Origin of the sequence: Corynebacterium massiliense DSM 45435, from assembly GCF_028609805.1 — a bacterium.
GTDB lineage: Bacteria > Actinomycetota > Actinomycetes > Mycobacteriales > Mycobacteriaceae > Corynebacterium > Corynebacterium massiliense.
Genome location: NZ_CP063189.1, coordinates 1,913,213 through 1,930,500, shown reverse-complemented (window position 1 = coordinate 1,930,500; position 17,288 = coordinate 1,913,213). Strand labels below are relative to the sequence as shown.

Below are 17,288 nucleotides of genomic sequence, written 5' to 3'. Positions count from 1 at the left end.
AAAATCTTGCATGCGGGACATTAAGGCGTGCGGGTGGCGCCAGGGTGTCGCTGAGGTTAACTAATGAAAAACATTATCGTTTTCTGATTGTGGCGCCCTTTTCCGTGCCACTTTTCCGTGCGCTAACCTTGGCTAACGTGAGCAACCAGAAGAACACCGAAGCAAACGACATCCCCGAGCAGCTGCGCATCCGCCGCGAGAAGCGTGCCCGGCTTCTCGAATCCGGCGCCGACCCGTACCCGGTGAGCGTGGATCGCACCATCTCCCTGGCTGACCTGCGCGCCAAGTACGCGGTGGTGCAGCAGGACGCGGACCAAGACGGCGAGGCCGCTGCCTCCGCCCAGCAGGATGTACACGTCACCTACCTGGAGCCCGGGCAGGAGACCGAGGACGAGGTGGCTATCGCCGGCCGCCTTATCTTTATGCGCAACACCGGCAAGCTCTGCTTCGCCACCCTGCAGGACGGCGACGGCACCCAGATGCAGGCGATGCTCTCGCTCGCCGAGGTGGGCGAGGAGCGCCTCGCGGCGTGGAAGTCCGACGTAGACCTGGGTGACTTCATCTCGGTGAGCGGCAAGGTCGTCGCTTCCCGCCGCGGCGAGCTGTCCGTCATGGCCCGCGAGTGGACCATGGCGTCGAAGTCGCTGCGCCCGCTGCCGGTCTCGTTTGCGGAGATGGCAGAAGACACCCGCGTCCGCCAGCGCTACAACGACCTCATCATGCGCGAAGAGGCCCGCAAGAACGCCATGACCCGCGTGAAGGTCCTGCGCGCGCTGCGCAACTACCTGGAGGGCAACGAGTTCGTGGAGATCGAGACCCCGATGCTCCAGACCCTTCACGGCGGCGCCGCGGCGCGTCCGTTTGTCACCCACTCCAACGCGCTGGACATCGACCTCTACCTGCGCATCGCGCCGGAGCTCTTCCTCAAGCGCGCCGTGGTGGGCGGCATCGACCGCGTCTTCGAGATCAACCGCAACTTCCGCAACGAGGGCATCGACAAGTCGCACTCGCCGGAGTTCGCCATGCTGGAGACCTACCAGGCATGGGGCGACTACGAGACCGGCGCGCGCCTCATCCGCGAGGGCATCCAGTCCGTGGCCCAGGAGGTCTTCGGCTCCCACAAGGTCACGCTCGCGGACGGCACCGGGTACGACTTCGGCGGGGAGTCTTGGCCGGAAATCGAGATGTACCCCTCCCTCAATGAGGCGCTGCAGCGCAAGTTCCCGGGCCAGCCCGAGGTCACCATCGAGTCCTCGGTGGAGGAGCTGAAGCAGCTTGCCGATGTCATCGGTCTCGACGTCCCCGAAAACGGCGGCTGGGGCCACGGCAAGTTGGTCGAGGAAATCTGGGAGGTCCTCTGCGAGGACCAGCTGGAAGGTCCCATCTTTGTGAAGAACTTCCCGGTGGAGACCTCCCCGCTGGTGCGCAGCCACCGCTCCCAGCCGGGTGTGACCGAGAAGTGGGACCTCTACGTCCGCGGCTTCGAGCTCGCCACCGGCTACTCTGAGCTGGTGGACCCGGTGGTCCAGCGCGAGCGCTTTGAGGACCAGGCGCGCCTGGCCGCCGGCGGTGACGACGAAGCCATGGTGCTCGACGAGGACTTCCTCGCCTCCATGGAGCAGGGCATGCCGCCGACGTCCGGCACCGGCATGGGCATCGACCGCCTGCTGATGGCCCTGACCGGTCTGGGCATCCGCGAGACGGTGCTCTTCCCGATTGTGAAGCCGGAGGCGTAAAAGCATACCGACGGCGCGGCTCGGCGCCGTTTTGCTTCCGTTCTGCTTTCCCGCGCCGGCCTGCTCCCCGTGCGCACGTTTTCGGATCATAAGACGGCAAAACGTCGACGAAACTACCCCTTAAGATCCAAAAACGTGCGCAGCGGGTTTCCGCCGGCTGTTGATTGCAGCGGTTGGGTGTAGCGGTTGGTCGCTGAAGCGTCCGCTCTGAGATCGACAAAGCTCCCGCGTCCTTTGAAAGGAGCGGGAGCTTTTGGCGTTAGGAGCGGCCGAGCCGGCCGCGCTAACCGCTGGCTACTTGTTCACGATGTGGGTGCCAGCCTTGCCATCGAGAGCCTCGCCAGCCTTCTCCAGGGAGGTGACGATGGCGGAGCGGGCATCGCCAGACTCGACGAACTCCAGGCAGGCCTCGACCTTCGGGAGCATCGAGCCGGGGGCGAACTGGCCATCGTCGGCGTGCTTGCGCATCTCTTCGACGGTGACCTCGTCCAGCTGCTTTTCATCCGGCTTGTTGAAGTTCACGGCGATGTTTTCCACCGCGGTGAGGATGACCAGCTGGTCTGCATCGATCTGGCGGGCCAGCAGGGAAGCGGAGAGATCCTTATCGATGACCGCCGGGACGCCGCTCAGGCCGTCCTCGCGCTCGACAACCGGGATGCCGCCGCCGCCGGAAGCGATGACGACGATGTTGTCCTTCATCAGGGAGTCAATGACCTTGCTCTCCACGACGCGGGTCGGGCGCGGGGACGCAACAACCCAGCGCCAGCCGCGGCCGGAATCCTCAACGTACTTGTTGCCGGTTTCTGCGGCAGCCTTGTCGGCCTCTTCCTTGGTGAGCATCGCGCCGACCGGCTTGGTCGGGTTCTCGAATGCCGGGTCCTTCTCGTCGACGACGGTCTGGGTGACAATCGAGGAGACCTCGCGGTCGATCTTGCGCTTGTTCAGCTCGTTGTCGAGCGCCTGTGCGAGGTGGTAGCCGATGTAGCCCTGAGACATTGCGCCACACTCGGCGAACGGAATGGTCGGAGAGGAACCATTCTTGGCTGCCTCGTCGGTAGCGACCTTGATCATGCCCACCTGCGGACCGTTGCCGTGGGTGATCATGACCTCGTGGCCAGCCTCGATCATGTTGACCAGGGAGACGGCGGTGTCTTTGATGAGCTGGAGCTGCTCTTCGGGGGTCTTACCTAGGGCGTTGCCGCCGAGAGCGACAACAATACGTTTGGTGTCAGCCATCGAAAATTCACACTTCCTCGTGCTTTAAAGATAGCCGGGGAACAGGAGTTCCCCAGAATGGAGAAGGAAAAAGGGGCGAGGCGTCAACCTATGCCCGCCCCTTTTAGTTGAAGGTGTCCTTAGGAACTAGGACAGGGTGGCGTACATGACAGCCTTGATGGTGTGCATGCGGTTCTCGGCCTCGTCGAAGACCTTGGACTTCGTGGACTCGAAGACGTCGTCGGTGACCTCCATCTCGGAGACGCCGAACTTCTCGGAGATGTCCTTGCCGATGGTGGTCTTGGTGTCGTGGAAGGACGGCAGGCAGTGCATGAAGATGGCGTCGTCGTCGGCCTTGTCCATGACTTCCTGGGTGACGCGGTACGGCTCGAGGAGCTTGATGCGGGACTCCCAGATGTCGTCCGGCTCGCCCATGGAAACCCAGATGTCGGTGTAGATGACGTGGGCGTCCTTGGCAGCCTCGTCGACGTCCTCGGTCAGGGTGACGGAGCCGCCGGTCTCCTCGGCGATGCGCTTTGCCTCGGACACCAGGTCGTCCTTCGGCATCTGCTCCTGCGGGCCGCACGCAACGAAGTGCATGCCCAGCTTGGCGCACACAACCATGAGGGAGTTTGCGACGTTGTTCTGAGCATCGCCCATGAAGACGAACTTCAGGCCCTTCAGACCCTGCGGGAAGTTCTCCTCGATGGTGAGCATGTCGGCGATCATCTGGGTCGGGTGGAACTCGGTGGTCAGACCGTTCCAGACCGGGACGCCGGCGTTAGCAGCCAGATCCTCGACAATCTCCTGGGCGAAGCCGCGGTACTCGATGCCGTCGTACATACGGCCCAGGACGCGAGCGGTGTCCTCGATGGACTCCTTCTTGCCCATCTGGGAGCTGCCCGGATCGAGGTAGGTGACGCCCATGCCGAGGTCCATACCGGCGACCTCGAAGGCGCAGCGGGTACGGGTGGAGGTCTTCTCGAAGAGGAGAACGATGTTCTTGCCCTCGAGGTAGCGGTGCGGGGTACCCGTCAGCTTCAGGTTCTTGAATTCCTTGGAGAGCTTGATCAGGTAACGGATCTCTTCCGGGGTGTAGTCGAGGAGCTTCAGGAAGTGACGGCCGCTCAGGCTAACAGGCATGGGATCTTCTCCTTCTAGAAGTCGGGTTCCAACCCAACGGGTTGGGTCGAACAATCTCGGATAAAACCGAGACGGAATCTCTCCGATTCCGCCTATGAGTTTACGCCTCGAGGACGAAAATGCAGCCCCGCCGATCCATTCTCAAACTTACGCAATAATGCAAAAAATACAGTACATCATCCGAAAGTCGGATAGGTAATAAGTGGTCGTTTTGGCGTGCCGTTTCCTCCGTTCAGTTGGTGGTTGAATAAGTTGCAACCAGCGCTGTAGCGGTCCGTGTGGTTGATTGTTATGGCTTTTATCACCCATAAAAAGCTTCCAAAACGGGCGATCTTCGCACCGTGGAGGGGTAGAATTATGCAGTCGCGATTTTAGCTATTAACGTTTAAATTGTGTCCAGTTAATCGAATCTGGGTATAAACCAAGCGGACGCGCGTAACGGGCGCACAAGGCGTGCGGGCGTACAAGGCGCGTGGGCGGACAGGGCATGTCGGCGGGCAGGGCATGTCGGCGGGCAGGGGGAGTGGCCGGCCGGCGTGCGCACTGCCAGAGAAACGACAAGGTCCCTCCGTGGACATTCACGGAGGGACCTGACGTTTGAGCGGGGTATATCTTATGCGCCGCCGTAGATAAGCACCTGGGTCACCAGCAGGATGCCGCCGAAGACGAACAGGAAGACCACCATCGGCCAGACGAAGCGCACCCAGTGTTGGAACTTCATGTTCAGCATCGCCAGCGTGGCCATGATCAGGCCGGTCGGGGCGAGGAACAGCATGGAGTACTGACCCCACTGGTAAGCGCAGACGATGATCCAGCGCGGGATGTCCACGGCATCGGCAAGCGGGGCCATGATCGGCATCGCCAGCACGGCCAGGCCGGACGAGGACGGAACCACGAAGCCCAGCAGGAAGAAGATGACCAGCATGATGAGGATGAACAGCGGGCCGCTCATGCCGGAAACCAGATTGGTCGAGGCGTTGAGCATCGTGTCCGAAATCAGACCATCGTTCATGATGATGTTGATGCCGCGGGCCAGGCCGATGATCAGCGAGACGCCGACCAGGCTGGACGCGCCTTCGACAAAAGCGTCGGTGAGCTGCTTTTCATCCAGCTTGTTGTCCTTGCTGAACAGCACCAGGACCATGATGACGATGGCGATGGTCAGGAACATCGCGGCCATGGCCGGGAACCACCAGCCCTGGGCCATAACGCCCCACACCATCGTCGGGAACGCGAGCACGAATAGCGTCAGGATGATCTTGCGCGTCAGCGTGAACGGCGGGATGTCTTCCTGCGAGGACGCCATGGACCACTGCTTTTCAAACTTCTCCTTGTCCTCGTAGGAGTAGGAGGCAGTCGGGTCCTTCTTGATCTTCTGGGAGTACCAGTAGAGGTAGCCGATGACCACGGCGGCAGCGAAGATGGCGCCGCCGATACGCCACCAGAGGCCCTCGGTGAACGTGGTGCCTGCCGCATTCGACGCGATCACCACGGAGAACGGGTTAATGGTCGAGAACGCCGAGCCCATCGAACCCGCGAGGAAGATGGCACCCACACAGATCATTGAGTCGTAGCCCATGGCCAGGAAGATGGGCACCAGGATGGGGTAGAAGGCGACGGCCTCCTCCTCCAGGCCGCAGAGCGAGCCGCCCAGGACCATAAAGATCGACACCAGGAAGACCAGAGCGAACTCGTGGCCCTTCGTCTTCTTGGTCAGCGCCAGCAGGCCGGACTCGAACGCGCCGGTGGCGCGGACAACGCCGATAAGACCGCCGAGGACCAGGATGAAGACCATGATGTCGACGGCTTCGATGGTGCCGTTGACCATCGCGACCGGGATGTCGGCAATGCCCGCCGGGTTCTTGGGCAGGGACTCGTACGAGTTCGGCACCGACACCGCGTCGGTGATGTTGCCCGAGGTGAACTGGTCAATCGGCAGGTCCATGCCCAGGTCCGACAGGGTGTCCTGGGTAGCCGGTAGCTCCTCGGTGTCACCGTTCGGGTGGGTGAGCACCATGTTGCCGCCCTCGTAGCCAACCTTGGCGTACGCACCGGACGGGATGATCCAGGTGGCGATCGCGGCGAGCAAGGTGAGGAAGAACAGAATGGTAAACGCGCTCGGGACGTTGAGGCCCTTGCGCTTTTTCTTCTTCCCCGTCGAGTTCTCGGCGGCGGTGGTGTCCGCCTCAGCCTCCGGCTTTACCTCCTCGTCTTTCCGCACCTTGGTCGAGGTGGCGGTATCGGAGTGTAAGACGCGTTCCTCTTCGGGATTCTGGCCGGGGCCGGACGATGGCCGCGAGACTTCGTCAGTCATGAAGGCTCCTTCGTGTCGTGCTGCTATCCGGGGAGGCGGCGCCGAGGGGTGTGCGTGCGTGGCATATTCAGCGAGCAAGAATTACACGACTCGGTGAGATTCTCCCCGCGGTTAATAGGCAGCTGTGAAAGCCCAATAGATACGGCTGGCACTGCCCTTATAACCGGAAGTGATTTCTCTAAGAAACCACTGTCCAGTTTAGCGCTCACCCCGGAAATCACATAGTGCAGAGAAATGGCCCCACCCGACCGGTTTTACCCAGTTGAGCAGGGCCAGTTTCGCTTATTTAGGCGGTGCGGAGTTTACGTGTTATGCGTCACGTTTCCGCGCAGAACGGTGGCCGCGACGCGGGCACCGAAACGGTGGCCAGCGTACGGGGTGTTCCGCGCCTTGGACGCCAGCTCGTCCGCGTTGACTTCCCAGTCCTCGTTGTCGTTGACGACGGTGAGGTTGGCCGGCTCGCCCACGGCAATCGGGCGGCCGTGATCCGGGATGCGGGCAATTTCCGCGGGGCGCTCCGACATGACGCGGGCGACCCAGCGCCAGTCAGCGTCGCCGGTCTCCACGAACAGCTTGGCGATGATAGCCAGCGACGTCTCCAGCCCCAGCATGCCCGGGCGGGCGAGCTCGAACTCGCAGGCCTTGTCGGCGTCGGTGTGCGGGGCGTGGTCGGTGGCCACCACGTCGATGGTGCCGTCCAACAGGGCGGCGCGCAGCTTTTCCACGTCGGACTTCTCGCGCAGCGGCGGGTTGACGCGGTAGAGGGCGCTGTAGGTGTTGAGCACTTCATCGTCCAGCAGCAGGTGGTGCGGAGTCACCTCGGCCGTGACCGGGATGTCCTTGTCCTTCGCGCTGCGGATGAGTTCCAGGGAACCCTCGGAGGAGACGTGGCAAAAGTGCACGCGGCCGCGGTAGTCGCGCGCGAGCATGATGTCGCGGGCGATGACGGACTCCTCGGCGGTGCGCGGCCAGCCGCGCAGGCCCAGACGGCCGGCGGTGGTGCCCTCGTGGGCGGTCGCGCCCTCGGTGAGGCGGTGGTCCTCCGCGTGCTGGGCGAGTAGCACGTCAGTGCCGCGGGCGTACTCGATGGCGCGGCGCATGACCTGCGGGTCGTTAACGCACTTGCCGTCGTCGGAGAACATGCGCACCTTGGCGCCGGAGCGCGCCATAAGCCCCATCTCGGTGAGCTTCTTGCCCTCCAGGCCCTGGGTGATGGAGCCGATCGGGTGGACGTCGCACAGGCCGACCGCCTGGCCGCGGTTCCACATGTTTTCCGCGGTGGCGGGGGAGTCGGTGACCGGGTCGTTGTTGGCCATCGCAAAGACGGCGGTGAAGCCGCCGCGGGCGGCGGCCGCGGAACCGGAAGCGATGTCCTCGGCGGCCTCGTTGCCCGGCTCGCGCAGGTGGACGTGCAGGTCCACCAGGCCCGGCAGCAGGACGCCGCCCTTGCCGTCCAGGTCGCGGTCGGCGGTGGCGTCAGCGGCGGCGTTCAGGTCCTTGATAACGCCGTCTTCCACCAAGACGTTGACCGGGTCGGATTCGCCGTAGGGGCGGACGTTCTTGATGAGCAGGGTGCCCTGTGCCGCAGGCGCGGTCTGGCCGGTGGCCGGGTAGGAAGTGTTCGTCATGATGAGAGGTCCTTTCTAGCCGGGGCAGGTTAGTCGTTAGCGTCCGTGGACAGCAGGGTGTAGAGCACCGACATGCGTGCTTCGACGCCGGTGGCAACCTGCTCGAGAATGGTCGACTTCTCTTCGTCTGCGACGTTGAAGCCGATTTCCTTGCCGCGGATGATCGGGCCAGGGTGCATGACGATGGCACCGTCGCGCATCTTGGCGGAGCGCTCCTCCGACAGGCCGTAGAGCTCGGAGTACTCGCGCGCGGACGGGAAGAAGCCGCCCTTCATGCGCTCTTCCTGGACGCGCAGCATCATGACGGCGTCCGCGGTGGCCAGCTCTGCGTCCAAGTCGTAGGAGACGGTTACCGGCCAGTTCTCCACGCCCACCGGCAGCAGCGTCGGCGGGGCGACGAGGACAACCTCGGCGCCGAGCGCGGTGAAAATCTCCACATCGGAGCGGACCACGCGGGAGTGCAGGCAGTCGCCGACCAGGAGGAACTTGGCGCCGGACAGGTCGCCGAGGCGGCGGCGGGCGGTCACGGCATCGAGAAGCGCCTGCGTCGGGTGCTGGTGCTGGCCGTCACCGGCGTTGATGACGCTCGGGCCGTTACCGTTCGGGGCGATGGCCTCCGCGAGGTGCTGCGCCGCACCGGAGTTGGGGTGGCGCATGACGATGGCGTCCGCGCCCAGCGCACGCAGCGTCAAGCCCGTATCGCGCAGGGACTCGCCCTTCTGCACCGACGAGGAGCTCGCCGAAATCTTCATCACGTTCGCGCTCAACGCCTTGCCGGCGGCCTCGAAGGAGGCGCTGGTGCGCGTCGAGTTTTCGTAGAACAGGTTGTAGACAACCCGGCCGCGCAGGGCCGGGACCTGCTTGACTTCCCGGCCGTCCAGGGCCTCGTGGAAGCGGTCTGCTTCGTCCATGAGTCCCACGATTTCTTCGCGGGACAGGTCAGAGATGCTCAGGAGGTGCTTCACTTACTTTTCTCCCTTCCGGTGGAGCGTTACGGCGTCGACTCCGTCGAGTTCACGGAGGGAAACGGTGACCTTCTCCGACTTGGAAGTCGGCAGGTTCTTGCCCACGTAGTCGGCGCGAATAGGCAGTTCACGGTGGCCGCGGTCAACCAGGACCGCGAGCTGGACCATGGCCGGGCGGCCGAGGTCGCGCAGGCCGTCGAGGGCCGCGCGAATGGTGCGCCCGGAGTAAAGGACGTCATCCACCAGGATGACGGTGGCACCGTCAATACCGGAATCAGGGATGTGAGTGGGGCGAAGCGCACGGTGCGACGTGTTCCGCAGGTCATCGCGGTAAAGCGTCGTATCGATGGCACCGAGGCCAACCTCCGTACCGGAAAAGGCCTTAATGTTTTCGCTCAAGCGTTTAGCGAGCGGTACGCCTCCGGAGGGAATACCAAGTAGAACGACTGTATTTCCGTCAGCCGAATCGAGAGCATTTTTCTCGATGATTTCGTGCGTGATGCGCGCGATGGTGCGCTCGACGTCCGCAGCGCCCAGGATCTCGGTCCCTGCAGACTGGTCAGTCACGTCACTCATCTCGGCTCCTTTCTCGCGTCACTGCGCGTCGTTAAAAGGATGAATAGATGGGGCCTGCACATAGTTGGTATGCGTTATGGCCACGAAAGAAGCTAGCACGATTTATCCGCCGGGTAAAGCCCCAGCGAAAGCCCCAGCGGTGCGGACGAACGGTCCCCCAGCATGCGTTTGACCACGTTCTCGGCCGAAATGAGGCACATGGGAACACCCACGCCCGGCAGCGTGGTTGCCCCGGCGTAGTAGAGGCCCGCCACCTTCCGGGAGGCGTTCTGGCCGCGCAAAAACGCCGATTGCCGTAGCGTGTGCGCCGGCCCGATGGACCCGGCCCGCCAGGCGTGGTAGCGACCGGCAAAGTCGGCCGGGCCGATGGTGCGGTGCGTGACGATGCGCTCCCGCAGGTCCGCAACCCCCGTCCAGGAGGCGATCTGGTCGATGACCGCATCGGCGATGTCCGCAACGCCCGGATCGGTCGTGTGACCGTAGGCGTCGCCGTGGCCGAGGTCAGCGTCCGGCGGGCAGGGCACGAGCACGAAGAGGTTGTCGTGGCCCGCCGGCGCCGCGGTGGGATCCGTGGCGCTCGTACGCGAGATGTAGATGGATTCCGAGTGCGCTTTCGGAGACTGCTGTTCGCCTACGCGGTCGAGGTGTGCGCGGCGGGCGTTCGCGCGGCGGACGTTTGCGCGGTGGAAGACCGCCCGGAAGTCATCGGTCCAGTCCTCGCTGAACAGGAACGTGTGGTGCGCCAGCTCCGGCAGCTCGCCTTTGACACCCAGGAGGATAAGGACGGTGCCCATCCCCGGGTCGCGCGGGGACCAATAGCGCTCCGGATACGTCTGCAGCTTCCGGGGCAGAAGTTGCGTTTCGGTGTGGTGCAGGTCGGCCGCGGAGACCACCGCGTCCGCGTACAGCACCCGGGTGGTTCCGCCTTGCCGTACCCGCACGCCCACGGCCCGGCTGCCCCGCCTTCCACGGCTGCCCAGCATTCCGGTCCGTCCCGTCGGCACCGTGAGAATCTCCGTGACCTCTGCGCCGAGTTCGAAGGATGCGCCGGCCTCCCGCGCCAGCGCGGCCATCGCCTGCACCACCGCGGCGAAACCTCCCTGGGGGTAGCGCACGGCATCGCCAAGATCGGTGTGGCTGAGTAGCGAATACAGCGCCGGTGCGCGGGATGGCTCGGTGGACAGGAACACCGCCGGGTACGTGAGGATCTGCTGGAGCAGCGGGTGGGTGAACTGGCGGGCGACGTAGCTAGCCAGGGAGTGGACGAGCAGGTCCGCCAAGACGCCGAGGCGGCGGCGTATGTCGCGGTGCGCGAGCGCTAGCGGGGCGCGGAACGTGGTGTAGAGGAAGTGCTGCAGCGCCACGCGGTAGGTGTCTTCCGCCCGTGCGAGGTAGTCGCGTACGCGGGCACCGGCGCCGGGCTCCACGGCATCGAAAAGCGCGGCGACGTTGTCCACGCCGGAGCGCACGTCGGCGCGGTGCCCGCGGGGGCCATAGATGCGGTAGGCGGGGTCGAGGTCCACCAGGTCGAGCACGTCCGCGGTCTGGGTGCCCATCTGCGCGAAGAAGTGGTCGAACGCCTCCGGCATGAGGTACCACGACGGGCCGGTGTCCCACCGAAACCCGTCGGCGGAAAGCTCCCCGGCACGGCCGCCGACCTCGCCCAGCTTGTCGATGACCGTCACCGCCACCCCACGCCGCGCCAACAAGCCGGCGGTGGCCAACCCCGCCACGCCCGCGCCGATGACGATGACGGACTCCGGCAGATCCGAGCCCCTACTCACCGGATCACCTTCTTTACCGCCCGGGCGGCGATGAGTGTCTTTTCCGCGTTAGGCACCCGCACCCGCGAGGAGGGATGGGCAACGTCAGCAGGGCTGAGGCGGTCCAGGCGATCGGTCAGCGCCGCGAAGATGTCAGCGGCGGCCTGCACCCCGAGCCGGGCATCGCGCGGCAAGAGCGCAATGGCGCGCTGGGCTGCGGCGAGATCGGCGCGGATGTCCGCCACTAGACGATCCTTGGTTGGTCCATCCAGGGGTGTGTCCACGAGTTCCGGAAAATACGTCCGGTTCAATTCGTGCGAGTCTTCCCCCAGATCGCGCAGGAAGTTCACCTTTTGAAACGCCGCGCCGAGGCGGCGCGCGCCGCGATTCATCTCGGCCCGCTCGCTGTCGGACACCTCCCTGCCGGTCAAAAAGATTTGCAGGCACATGAGCCCGATGGCCTCGGCGGAGCCGTAGATGTAGTCCGAAAAGTGCTGCGGCGAGTACGACTGCTTGTCGATGTCCCACCGCATCGAGGCGAAAAACGCGTGCACGTGGGCATCGGCAAGCTCGCAGCGCCGCGCCGTGATGGCGTAGGCATGTAGCACCGGGTCGGTGTGGAAACGCTCGGTCGGCGCGGCAATAACTTGATCTTCGTACGCATCGAGGCGCCGGCGAATGGCCGCGGCACCGTCACCTGCTTCGCGCGCGGTCCCGTCGACCATCTCGTCGGCGATGCGCACCATGGCATACAGGTTCGCGATGTCGGTGCGGACCCGGCCGCGCAGCAGGCGCGTGGCCAGGGAAAAGCTGGTGGAATAGGTGTCGATGACCTGCCTGGCGGCGCGCTGGGCCGCGGTGTCATAACGCCGAAGATGCATGGTGTTTTCCAAGTTTAAGCTCCGGTTTGAAAGGCCGTTTAAAGCAGGGCGGCGTCGAGTTGTGTGGAGGGTGCGGGGAACAGTCCCCAGCCATTCACTGCGCGGCGGTCAGTGCTGCTTAGGTAAAAACTAATCCTATCCCTATCTAAAGGCAGTACACCGTGTCCCACCACAACCTGTATTACACACTGGGCCTCGACAAGCCTTTGCGGCGGGGAGTGGACTAAGGCCTCGGGGCTCTGGAGGGTTGGCTAGGGTCCCTGCATCCCCAAGGTGCCTCAATGCCCCGGGAAGGCTGTTCGCTACAGGCGTACAGCCCTGTGAGGTGCGAAAACGCGGCAAAGTTGAGTGGGGCGGGCGAAATTAAAGAATGAGTGAAAGGGCTGCCGCGTTAGAGTGGGTGAAACTTTGTGACGGAAATATCTCACTGACTTAACCGACGACGAACCGAGGGGTTGTACATGTTCGAGAGGTTTACTGACCGCGCTCGTCGCGTCATCGTTTTGGCGCAGGAAGAAGCGCGGATGCTGAACCACAACTACATCGGCACCGAGCACATCCTGCTGGGCCTTATCCACGAAGGCGAGGGCGTTGCCGCCAAGGCGCTGGAGTCGATGGGCATCTCCTTAGAAGACGTCCGCAAGGAAGTCGAAGAGATTATCGGCCAGGGCTCCCAGCCGCACTCGGGCCACATCCCGTTTACCCCGCGCGCCAAGAAGGTGCTCGAGCTCTCCCTGCGGGAGGGCCTGCAGATGGGGCACAAGTACATTGGCACCGAGTTCCTGCTGCTCGGCCTCATCCGTGAGGGCGAGGGCGTGGCCGCCCAGGTGCTGACCAAGCTGGGCGCGGATCTCCCGCGCGTGCGCCAGCAGGTTATCCAGCTGCTTTCCGGTTATGAGGGCAACCAGGGTGATGGCGGCAATAGCAACGGTGGCGGCCCGTCCCTGGCTGGCGCCGGCGCCGGTTCCGGCGGCGGCATGGGTGGCCCCGGTGGCCGCAACAAGGGTTCCGGCGATCGCTCTAACTCCCTCGTGCTCGATCAGTTCGGTCGCAACCTGACCCAGGCGGCGAAGGACGGCAAGCTGGACCCGGTCGTCGGCCGCGAGTCCGAGGTCGAGCGCATCATGCAGGTGCTCTCTCGCCGCACCAAGAACAACCCGGTTCTCATCGGTGAGCCCGGCGTGGGCAAGACCGCGGTTGTGGAAGGTCTGGCGCTGGACATCGTCAATGGCCGCGTGCCGGAGACCCTGAAGGACAAGCAGATTTACTCGCTGGACTTGGGCTCCCTTATCGCCGGCTCCCGCTACCGCGGTGACTTCGAGGAACGCCTGAAGAAGGTGCTCAAGGAGATTAACCAGCGCGGCGACATCATCCTGTTTATCGATGAGATTCACACGCTCGTCGGCGCCGGTGCAGCCGAGGGCGCTATCGACGCCGCCTCGCTGCTCAAGCCGAAGCTGGCGCGCGGTGAGCTGCAGACCATCGGTGCCACCACGCTGGAGGAGTACCGCAAGCACATCGAGAAGGACGCGGCCCTGGAGCGTCGCTTCCAGCCGATCCAGGTCGATGAGCCGTCTTTCGACGACACCGTGGAGATTCTCCGCGGCCTGCGCGACAAGTACGAGGCGCACCACCGCGTCTCCTACACGGACGAGGCGCTCAAGGCGGCCGCACGCCTGTCGGACCGCTACATCAACGACCGCTTCCTGCCGGATAAGGCAGTCGACCTCTTGGACGAGGCCGGCGCCCGCATGCGCATCAAGCGCATGACCGCGCCGAAGGGGCTGCGCGACATCGATGACCGCATCGCGGAGATCCGCACCGAGAAGGAAGCGGCGATTGACGCCCAGGACTTCGAGAAGGCCTCCAGCCTGCGCGAGACCGAGCGCAAGCTGAACGAGGAGCGCTCCGAGAAGGAAAAGGAGTGGCAGTCCGGCGACCTGCAGGAGATCGCGGAGGTCGGCGAGGACGAGATCGCCGAGGTGCTCGCACACTGGACGGGCATCCCGGTGCTCAAGCTCACCGAGAAGGAATCCAACCGCCTGCTGCGCATGGAAGACGAGCTGCACAAGCGCATCATCGGCCAGGACCAGGCGGTCAAGTCCGTCTCCCGCGCTATCCGGCGCACCCGCGCGGGTCTGAAGGATCCGAACCGCCCGTCCGGTTCCTTCATCTTCGCCGGCCCGTCCGGTGTGGGTAAGACTGAGCTGTCCAAGGCGCTGGCGGAGTTCCTCTTCGGCTCGGACGAGGATCTCATCCAGATCGACATGGGCGAGTTCCACGACCGCTTCACCGCCTCCCGCCTGTTTGGCGCCCCTCCGGGATACGTCGGCCATGACGAGGGCGGCCAGCTGACCGAGAAGGTCCGCCGCAAGCCGTTCTCCGTGGTGCTTTTCGATGAGATCGAAAAGGCGCACAAGGAGATCTACAACACTTTGTTGCAGGTGCTTGAGGATGGCCGGCTGACCGATGGCCAGGGTCGCGTCGTGGACTTCAAGAACACGGTGCTCATCTTCACCTCGAACCTGGGCACGCAGGACATCTCCAAGGCGGTGGGGCTCGGCTTCACCAACAACAACGACACGGACTCGGATGCGCAGTACGAGCGCATGAAGAACCGCGTCAACGACGAGCTGAAGAAGCACTTCCGCCCGGAGTTCCTCAACCGTATCGACGACATCGTCGTCTTCCACCAGCTGACCAAGGACGAAATCGTCCAGATGGTCGACCTGCTGGTCGGCCGCGTCAGCAAGTCCCTGGCCGAGCGCGACATGGACATCGAGCTAACCGACAAGGCGCGCAACCTGCTCGCCGACCGCGGCTTCGACCCGGTTCTCGGTGCCCGTCCGCTGCGTCGCACCATCCAGCGCGAGATCGAGGATCACCTCTCCGAGAAGATCCTCTTCGGCGAGATCGGTGCCGGCGAGATCATCTCCGTCGACGTCGAGGGCTGGGACGGCGAGTCCAAGGAGAACAAGGACGCGACGTTCACCTTCACCCCGCGCCCGAAGCCGCTGCCGGAGGACAAGTTCGGCCCGTCCGACAGTGACAGCGACGACGACGGCTCCAGCGACGTGACCGTGCGCGAGAACGACCCAGACACCGACACCGATACTGACACTGGCTCGGGCAACGGCGGTTCGGGCAACGCTGGCGGCGGCACCGACACCGACTCCACCAATGACAACGGCCCGGACCGCATCACGCCGGACACCCCGGCTGGCGGCGACGGCGGTTCCGATGGTTTCGGTGGCTCCGATGGCTTCGGTGGTTCCGATGGTGACGACACCCCGCCGCCGGCCGGTGCCGGCGAACCGGCCAAGGAGTAGTACTCGGCGTTAACGCCGGTATTTCACTGGGGCGGCGGCGCCAGAGAGATACCACCGCAAGGAGGGCTCGAGCGATTGGACGCTCGAGCCCTCACTCGTTTTGACCGCTCCGGATAGACACAGGTGGCTGGTGAAAATTCGGTGCACCTAAGCGTCAGATTTTGGCACCGAATTCGCCTCTAAGGTGCACCGAATTTGCAGAGCCCCGCGCGGCGGGGAGGTCGGCGCACGTTTTAGGATCGTAAGGCCTGAATTTTCGGAGAAATCACCCCTTAAGATCCAAAAACGTGCGATTGTGGCTGCGTCAACGAAAAAGCAGTCGGCGGGGCGGGTGGCCGCCGAGCCTTGGGGCCCGCCGAGGTGCGGCGAGGCGAGGAGCCGGGGCGCGGCGCGTGGCTCGGGCGCGGCGGGCTTAAGGCTTAGAACTCCCCGCAGTTCGACGGCGCGGGGACGTCGCGGAAGCGGTCGAGCAGGTAGAACAGCCCGGAGGGGTAGTACTCGACCATGCCGAGCATGTGGTTTGTGCCGCTATGTGGCAGGACCTTGGTGGACGGGACGGACTCGAACTGCACCTCGCTGCCTTGGGCGCAGTGGTCGAGGGCCAGCTGCCGGGACTGCGCGGTCGGGATGACATCGTCTTCCGGCGAGATGGCCACAAAGATCGGGGCGTTAAGGCGCCGGGTGCCCAGCAGCTGAGCGTTCAGCGCGTCCTGCAGCTCCGGCTCGCGCTCGACGAGCTGGGTAAACGTCTCGCCGGTCTTCGTCAGCTTGTCGGTGGTCATAAAGCCCCACTTCAAGATCGAGTCGCCGATGCAGCTCTCGCGCGAATCCGCGAGGAACGCCTTGCCCAAGTCGTTGAAGTTGTCATCGATGATCCGCTGCAGGTTCGGGCCGCGCTCCACCATCCCGTTGAGGGAGTACGCCAGAACCGCCGCGATGGCGCTGCCGTCGGCTGCCGCAATGACGTCGATGAGGTTCGCCGGGGGAGCGCCCGCGAAGGTGCCCTTCACGTTGAGCTCCGGGGCGTACTCCCCGGCGAGCTCGGCGGCTGCAGCGGCAGCACCGCCGCCCTGGGAATACCCCGCGAAGCCGACAGGTGCGTCGTCCCCGGCACCGGAGAGGTCGAGGGCGGCGCGGGCGGCATCGATAAGCGCGTGGCCCTCCTCGATGTGGTTGACGTAAGAATGCACCCCGGGCGTGCCCAGCCCGATGTAGTCGGTCACCACCACGCGCACGCCGTTCGCGGCCGCGGCCTGGAAGAACGGGTACTCGTAGTTGACGTTGAGCGAGCCGCGTGCGGCGTCAACCCCTAAGACCTGCTCGTCGGCCACCGACGGCGCGCACTGGTCGCCCTGCCCGCGCGTGCCCGGTGCAAACGCGATGGTGGGCGCCTCCCCGGGGCCGTCCCACTCCGCGGTCGGCTCGAAGATGGTGCCGCTGACCTCCGTGGGCGTCCCGTCCTGGAGGGTGGAGGTGTAGCGGAAGGTGTGCGCTTTGGCTGCCGCATTCTTATCGATGATCGCCCCCAAGTGTGACGCCTCCGCCACCGAGACGACGCTGCCCGGCGCCGCGGGAGCGGGAGCAGGCGCCGGTTCCTCGGCCGTGGCGTATACCGCGGAGGTGGAGATGGTGGTAAGAGCGGCCGCGGTGGCGACAGCGCGGCGTGCGCGAGAGCGGAAGCGGGAGCGGGACTGGTTGGCCCAGAGCTTGGAGGAAGAGAAAATTTGCATGAAAAAAG

The 17,288-nt window shown here is 64.4% G+C and carries 11 protein-coding genes; 2 read left to right on the top strand and 9 right to left on the bottom strand.

Translation table 11 applies throughout. The annotated features are described in order from the left end of the window. Positions 1-137 precede the first annotated feature (137 nt). Positions 138-1,736, top strand: coding sequence for a lysine--tRNA ligase (lysS, locus tag CMASS_RS08995; protein ID WP_027018683.1), 1,599 nt, complete (start codon positions 138-140; stop codon positions 1,734-1,736). A gap of 294 nt (positions 1,737-2,030) precedes the next feature. Here the strand turns inward: lysS and arcC are convergent, their stop codons facing one another. The 8 genes from arcC to CMASS_RS08955 form a co-directional block, all read right to left on the bottom strand. Continuing rightward, positions 2,031-2,972: a carbamate kinase gene (gene arcC, locus CMASS_RS08990; protein WP_022863112.1), complete on the bottom strand. Its 942-nt coding sequence runs from the start codon at positions 2,970-2,972 to the stop codon at positions 2,031-2,033. Between the two features lie 126 nt (positions 2,973-3,098). Beyond that, positions 3,099-4,094, bottom strand: a complete 996-nt coding sequence (gene argF / locus CMASS_RS08985) for an ornithine carbamoyltransferase (protein WP_022863111.1) — start codon at positions 4,092-4,094, stop codon at positions 3,099-3,101. Between the two features lie 613 nt (positions 4,095-4,707). Continuing rightward, positions 4,708-6,408, bottom strand: coding sequence for a YfcC family protein (locus CMASS_RS08980; RefSeq protein ID WP_022863110.1), 1,701 nt, complete (start codon positions 6,406-6,408; stop codon positions 4,708-4,710). A 302-nt stretch (positions 6,409-6,710) separates the two neighbouring features. Then, positions 6,711-8,036: a dihydroorotase gene (locus CMASS_RS08975; RefSeq protein WP_022863109.1), complete on the bottom strand. Its 1,326-nt coding sequence runs from the start codon at positions 8,034-8,036 to the stop codon at positions 6,711-6,713. Positions 8,037-8,065: 29 nt separating this feature from the next. Beyond that, a complete protein-coding gene (locus tag CMASS_RS08970) occupies positions 8,066-9,001 on the bottom strand; it encodes an aspartate carbamoyltransferase catalytic subunit (protein WP_022863108.1) in 936 nt (311 codons plus the stop codon). Next, positions 9,002-9,577, bottom strand: a complete 576-nt coding sequence (gene pyrR, locus CMASS_RS08965) for a bifunctional pyr operon transcriptional regulator/uracil phosphoribosyltransferase PyrR (protein ID WP_022863107.1) — start codon at positions 9,575-9,577, stop codon at positions 9,002-9,004. It abuts the gene before it with no gap. A 92-nt stretch (positions 9,578-9,669) separates the two neighbouring features. Next, positions 9,670-11,343, bottom strand: a complete 1,674-nt coding sequence (gene crtI / locus CMASS_RS08960; RefSeq protein WP_033399595.1) for a phytoene desaturase family protein — start codon at positions 11,341-11,343, stop codon at positions 9,670-9,672. Between the two features lie 14 nt (positions 11,344-11,357). Beyond that, positions 11,358-12,221 (bottom strand): phytoene/squalene synthase family protein, encoded by an 864-nt coding sequence (locus CMASS_RS08955; RefSeq protein ID WP_033399594.1) that lies wholly within the window; start codon positions 12,219-12,221, stop codon positions 11,358-11,360. A 461-nt stretch (positions 12,222-12,682) separates the two neighbouring features. Here CMASS_RS08955 and CMASS_RS08950 point away from each other — a divergent pair, with 461 nt between their 5' ends. Then, positions 12,683-15,550 (top strand): ATP-dependent Clp protease ATP-binding subunit, encoded by a 2,868-nt coding sequence (locus CMASS_RS08950; RefSeq protein WP_022863104.1) that lies wholly within the window; start codon positions 12,683-12,685, stop codon positions 15,548-15,550. A 419-nt stretch (positions 15,551-15,969) separates the two neighbouring features. On the opposite strand, the gene CMASS_RS08945 is transcribed toward CMASS_RS08950, so the two are convergent. After that, positions 15,970-17,280, bottom strand: coding sequence for an alpha/beta fold hydrolase (locus CMASS_RS08945; protein ID WP_022863103.1), 1,311 nt, complete (start codon positions 17,278-17,280; stop codon positions 15,970-15,972). Positions 17,281-17,288 lie beyond the last annotated feature (8 nt).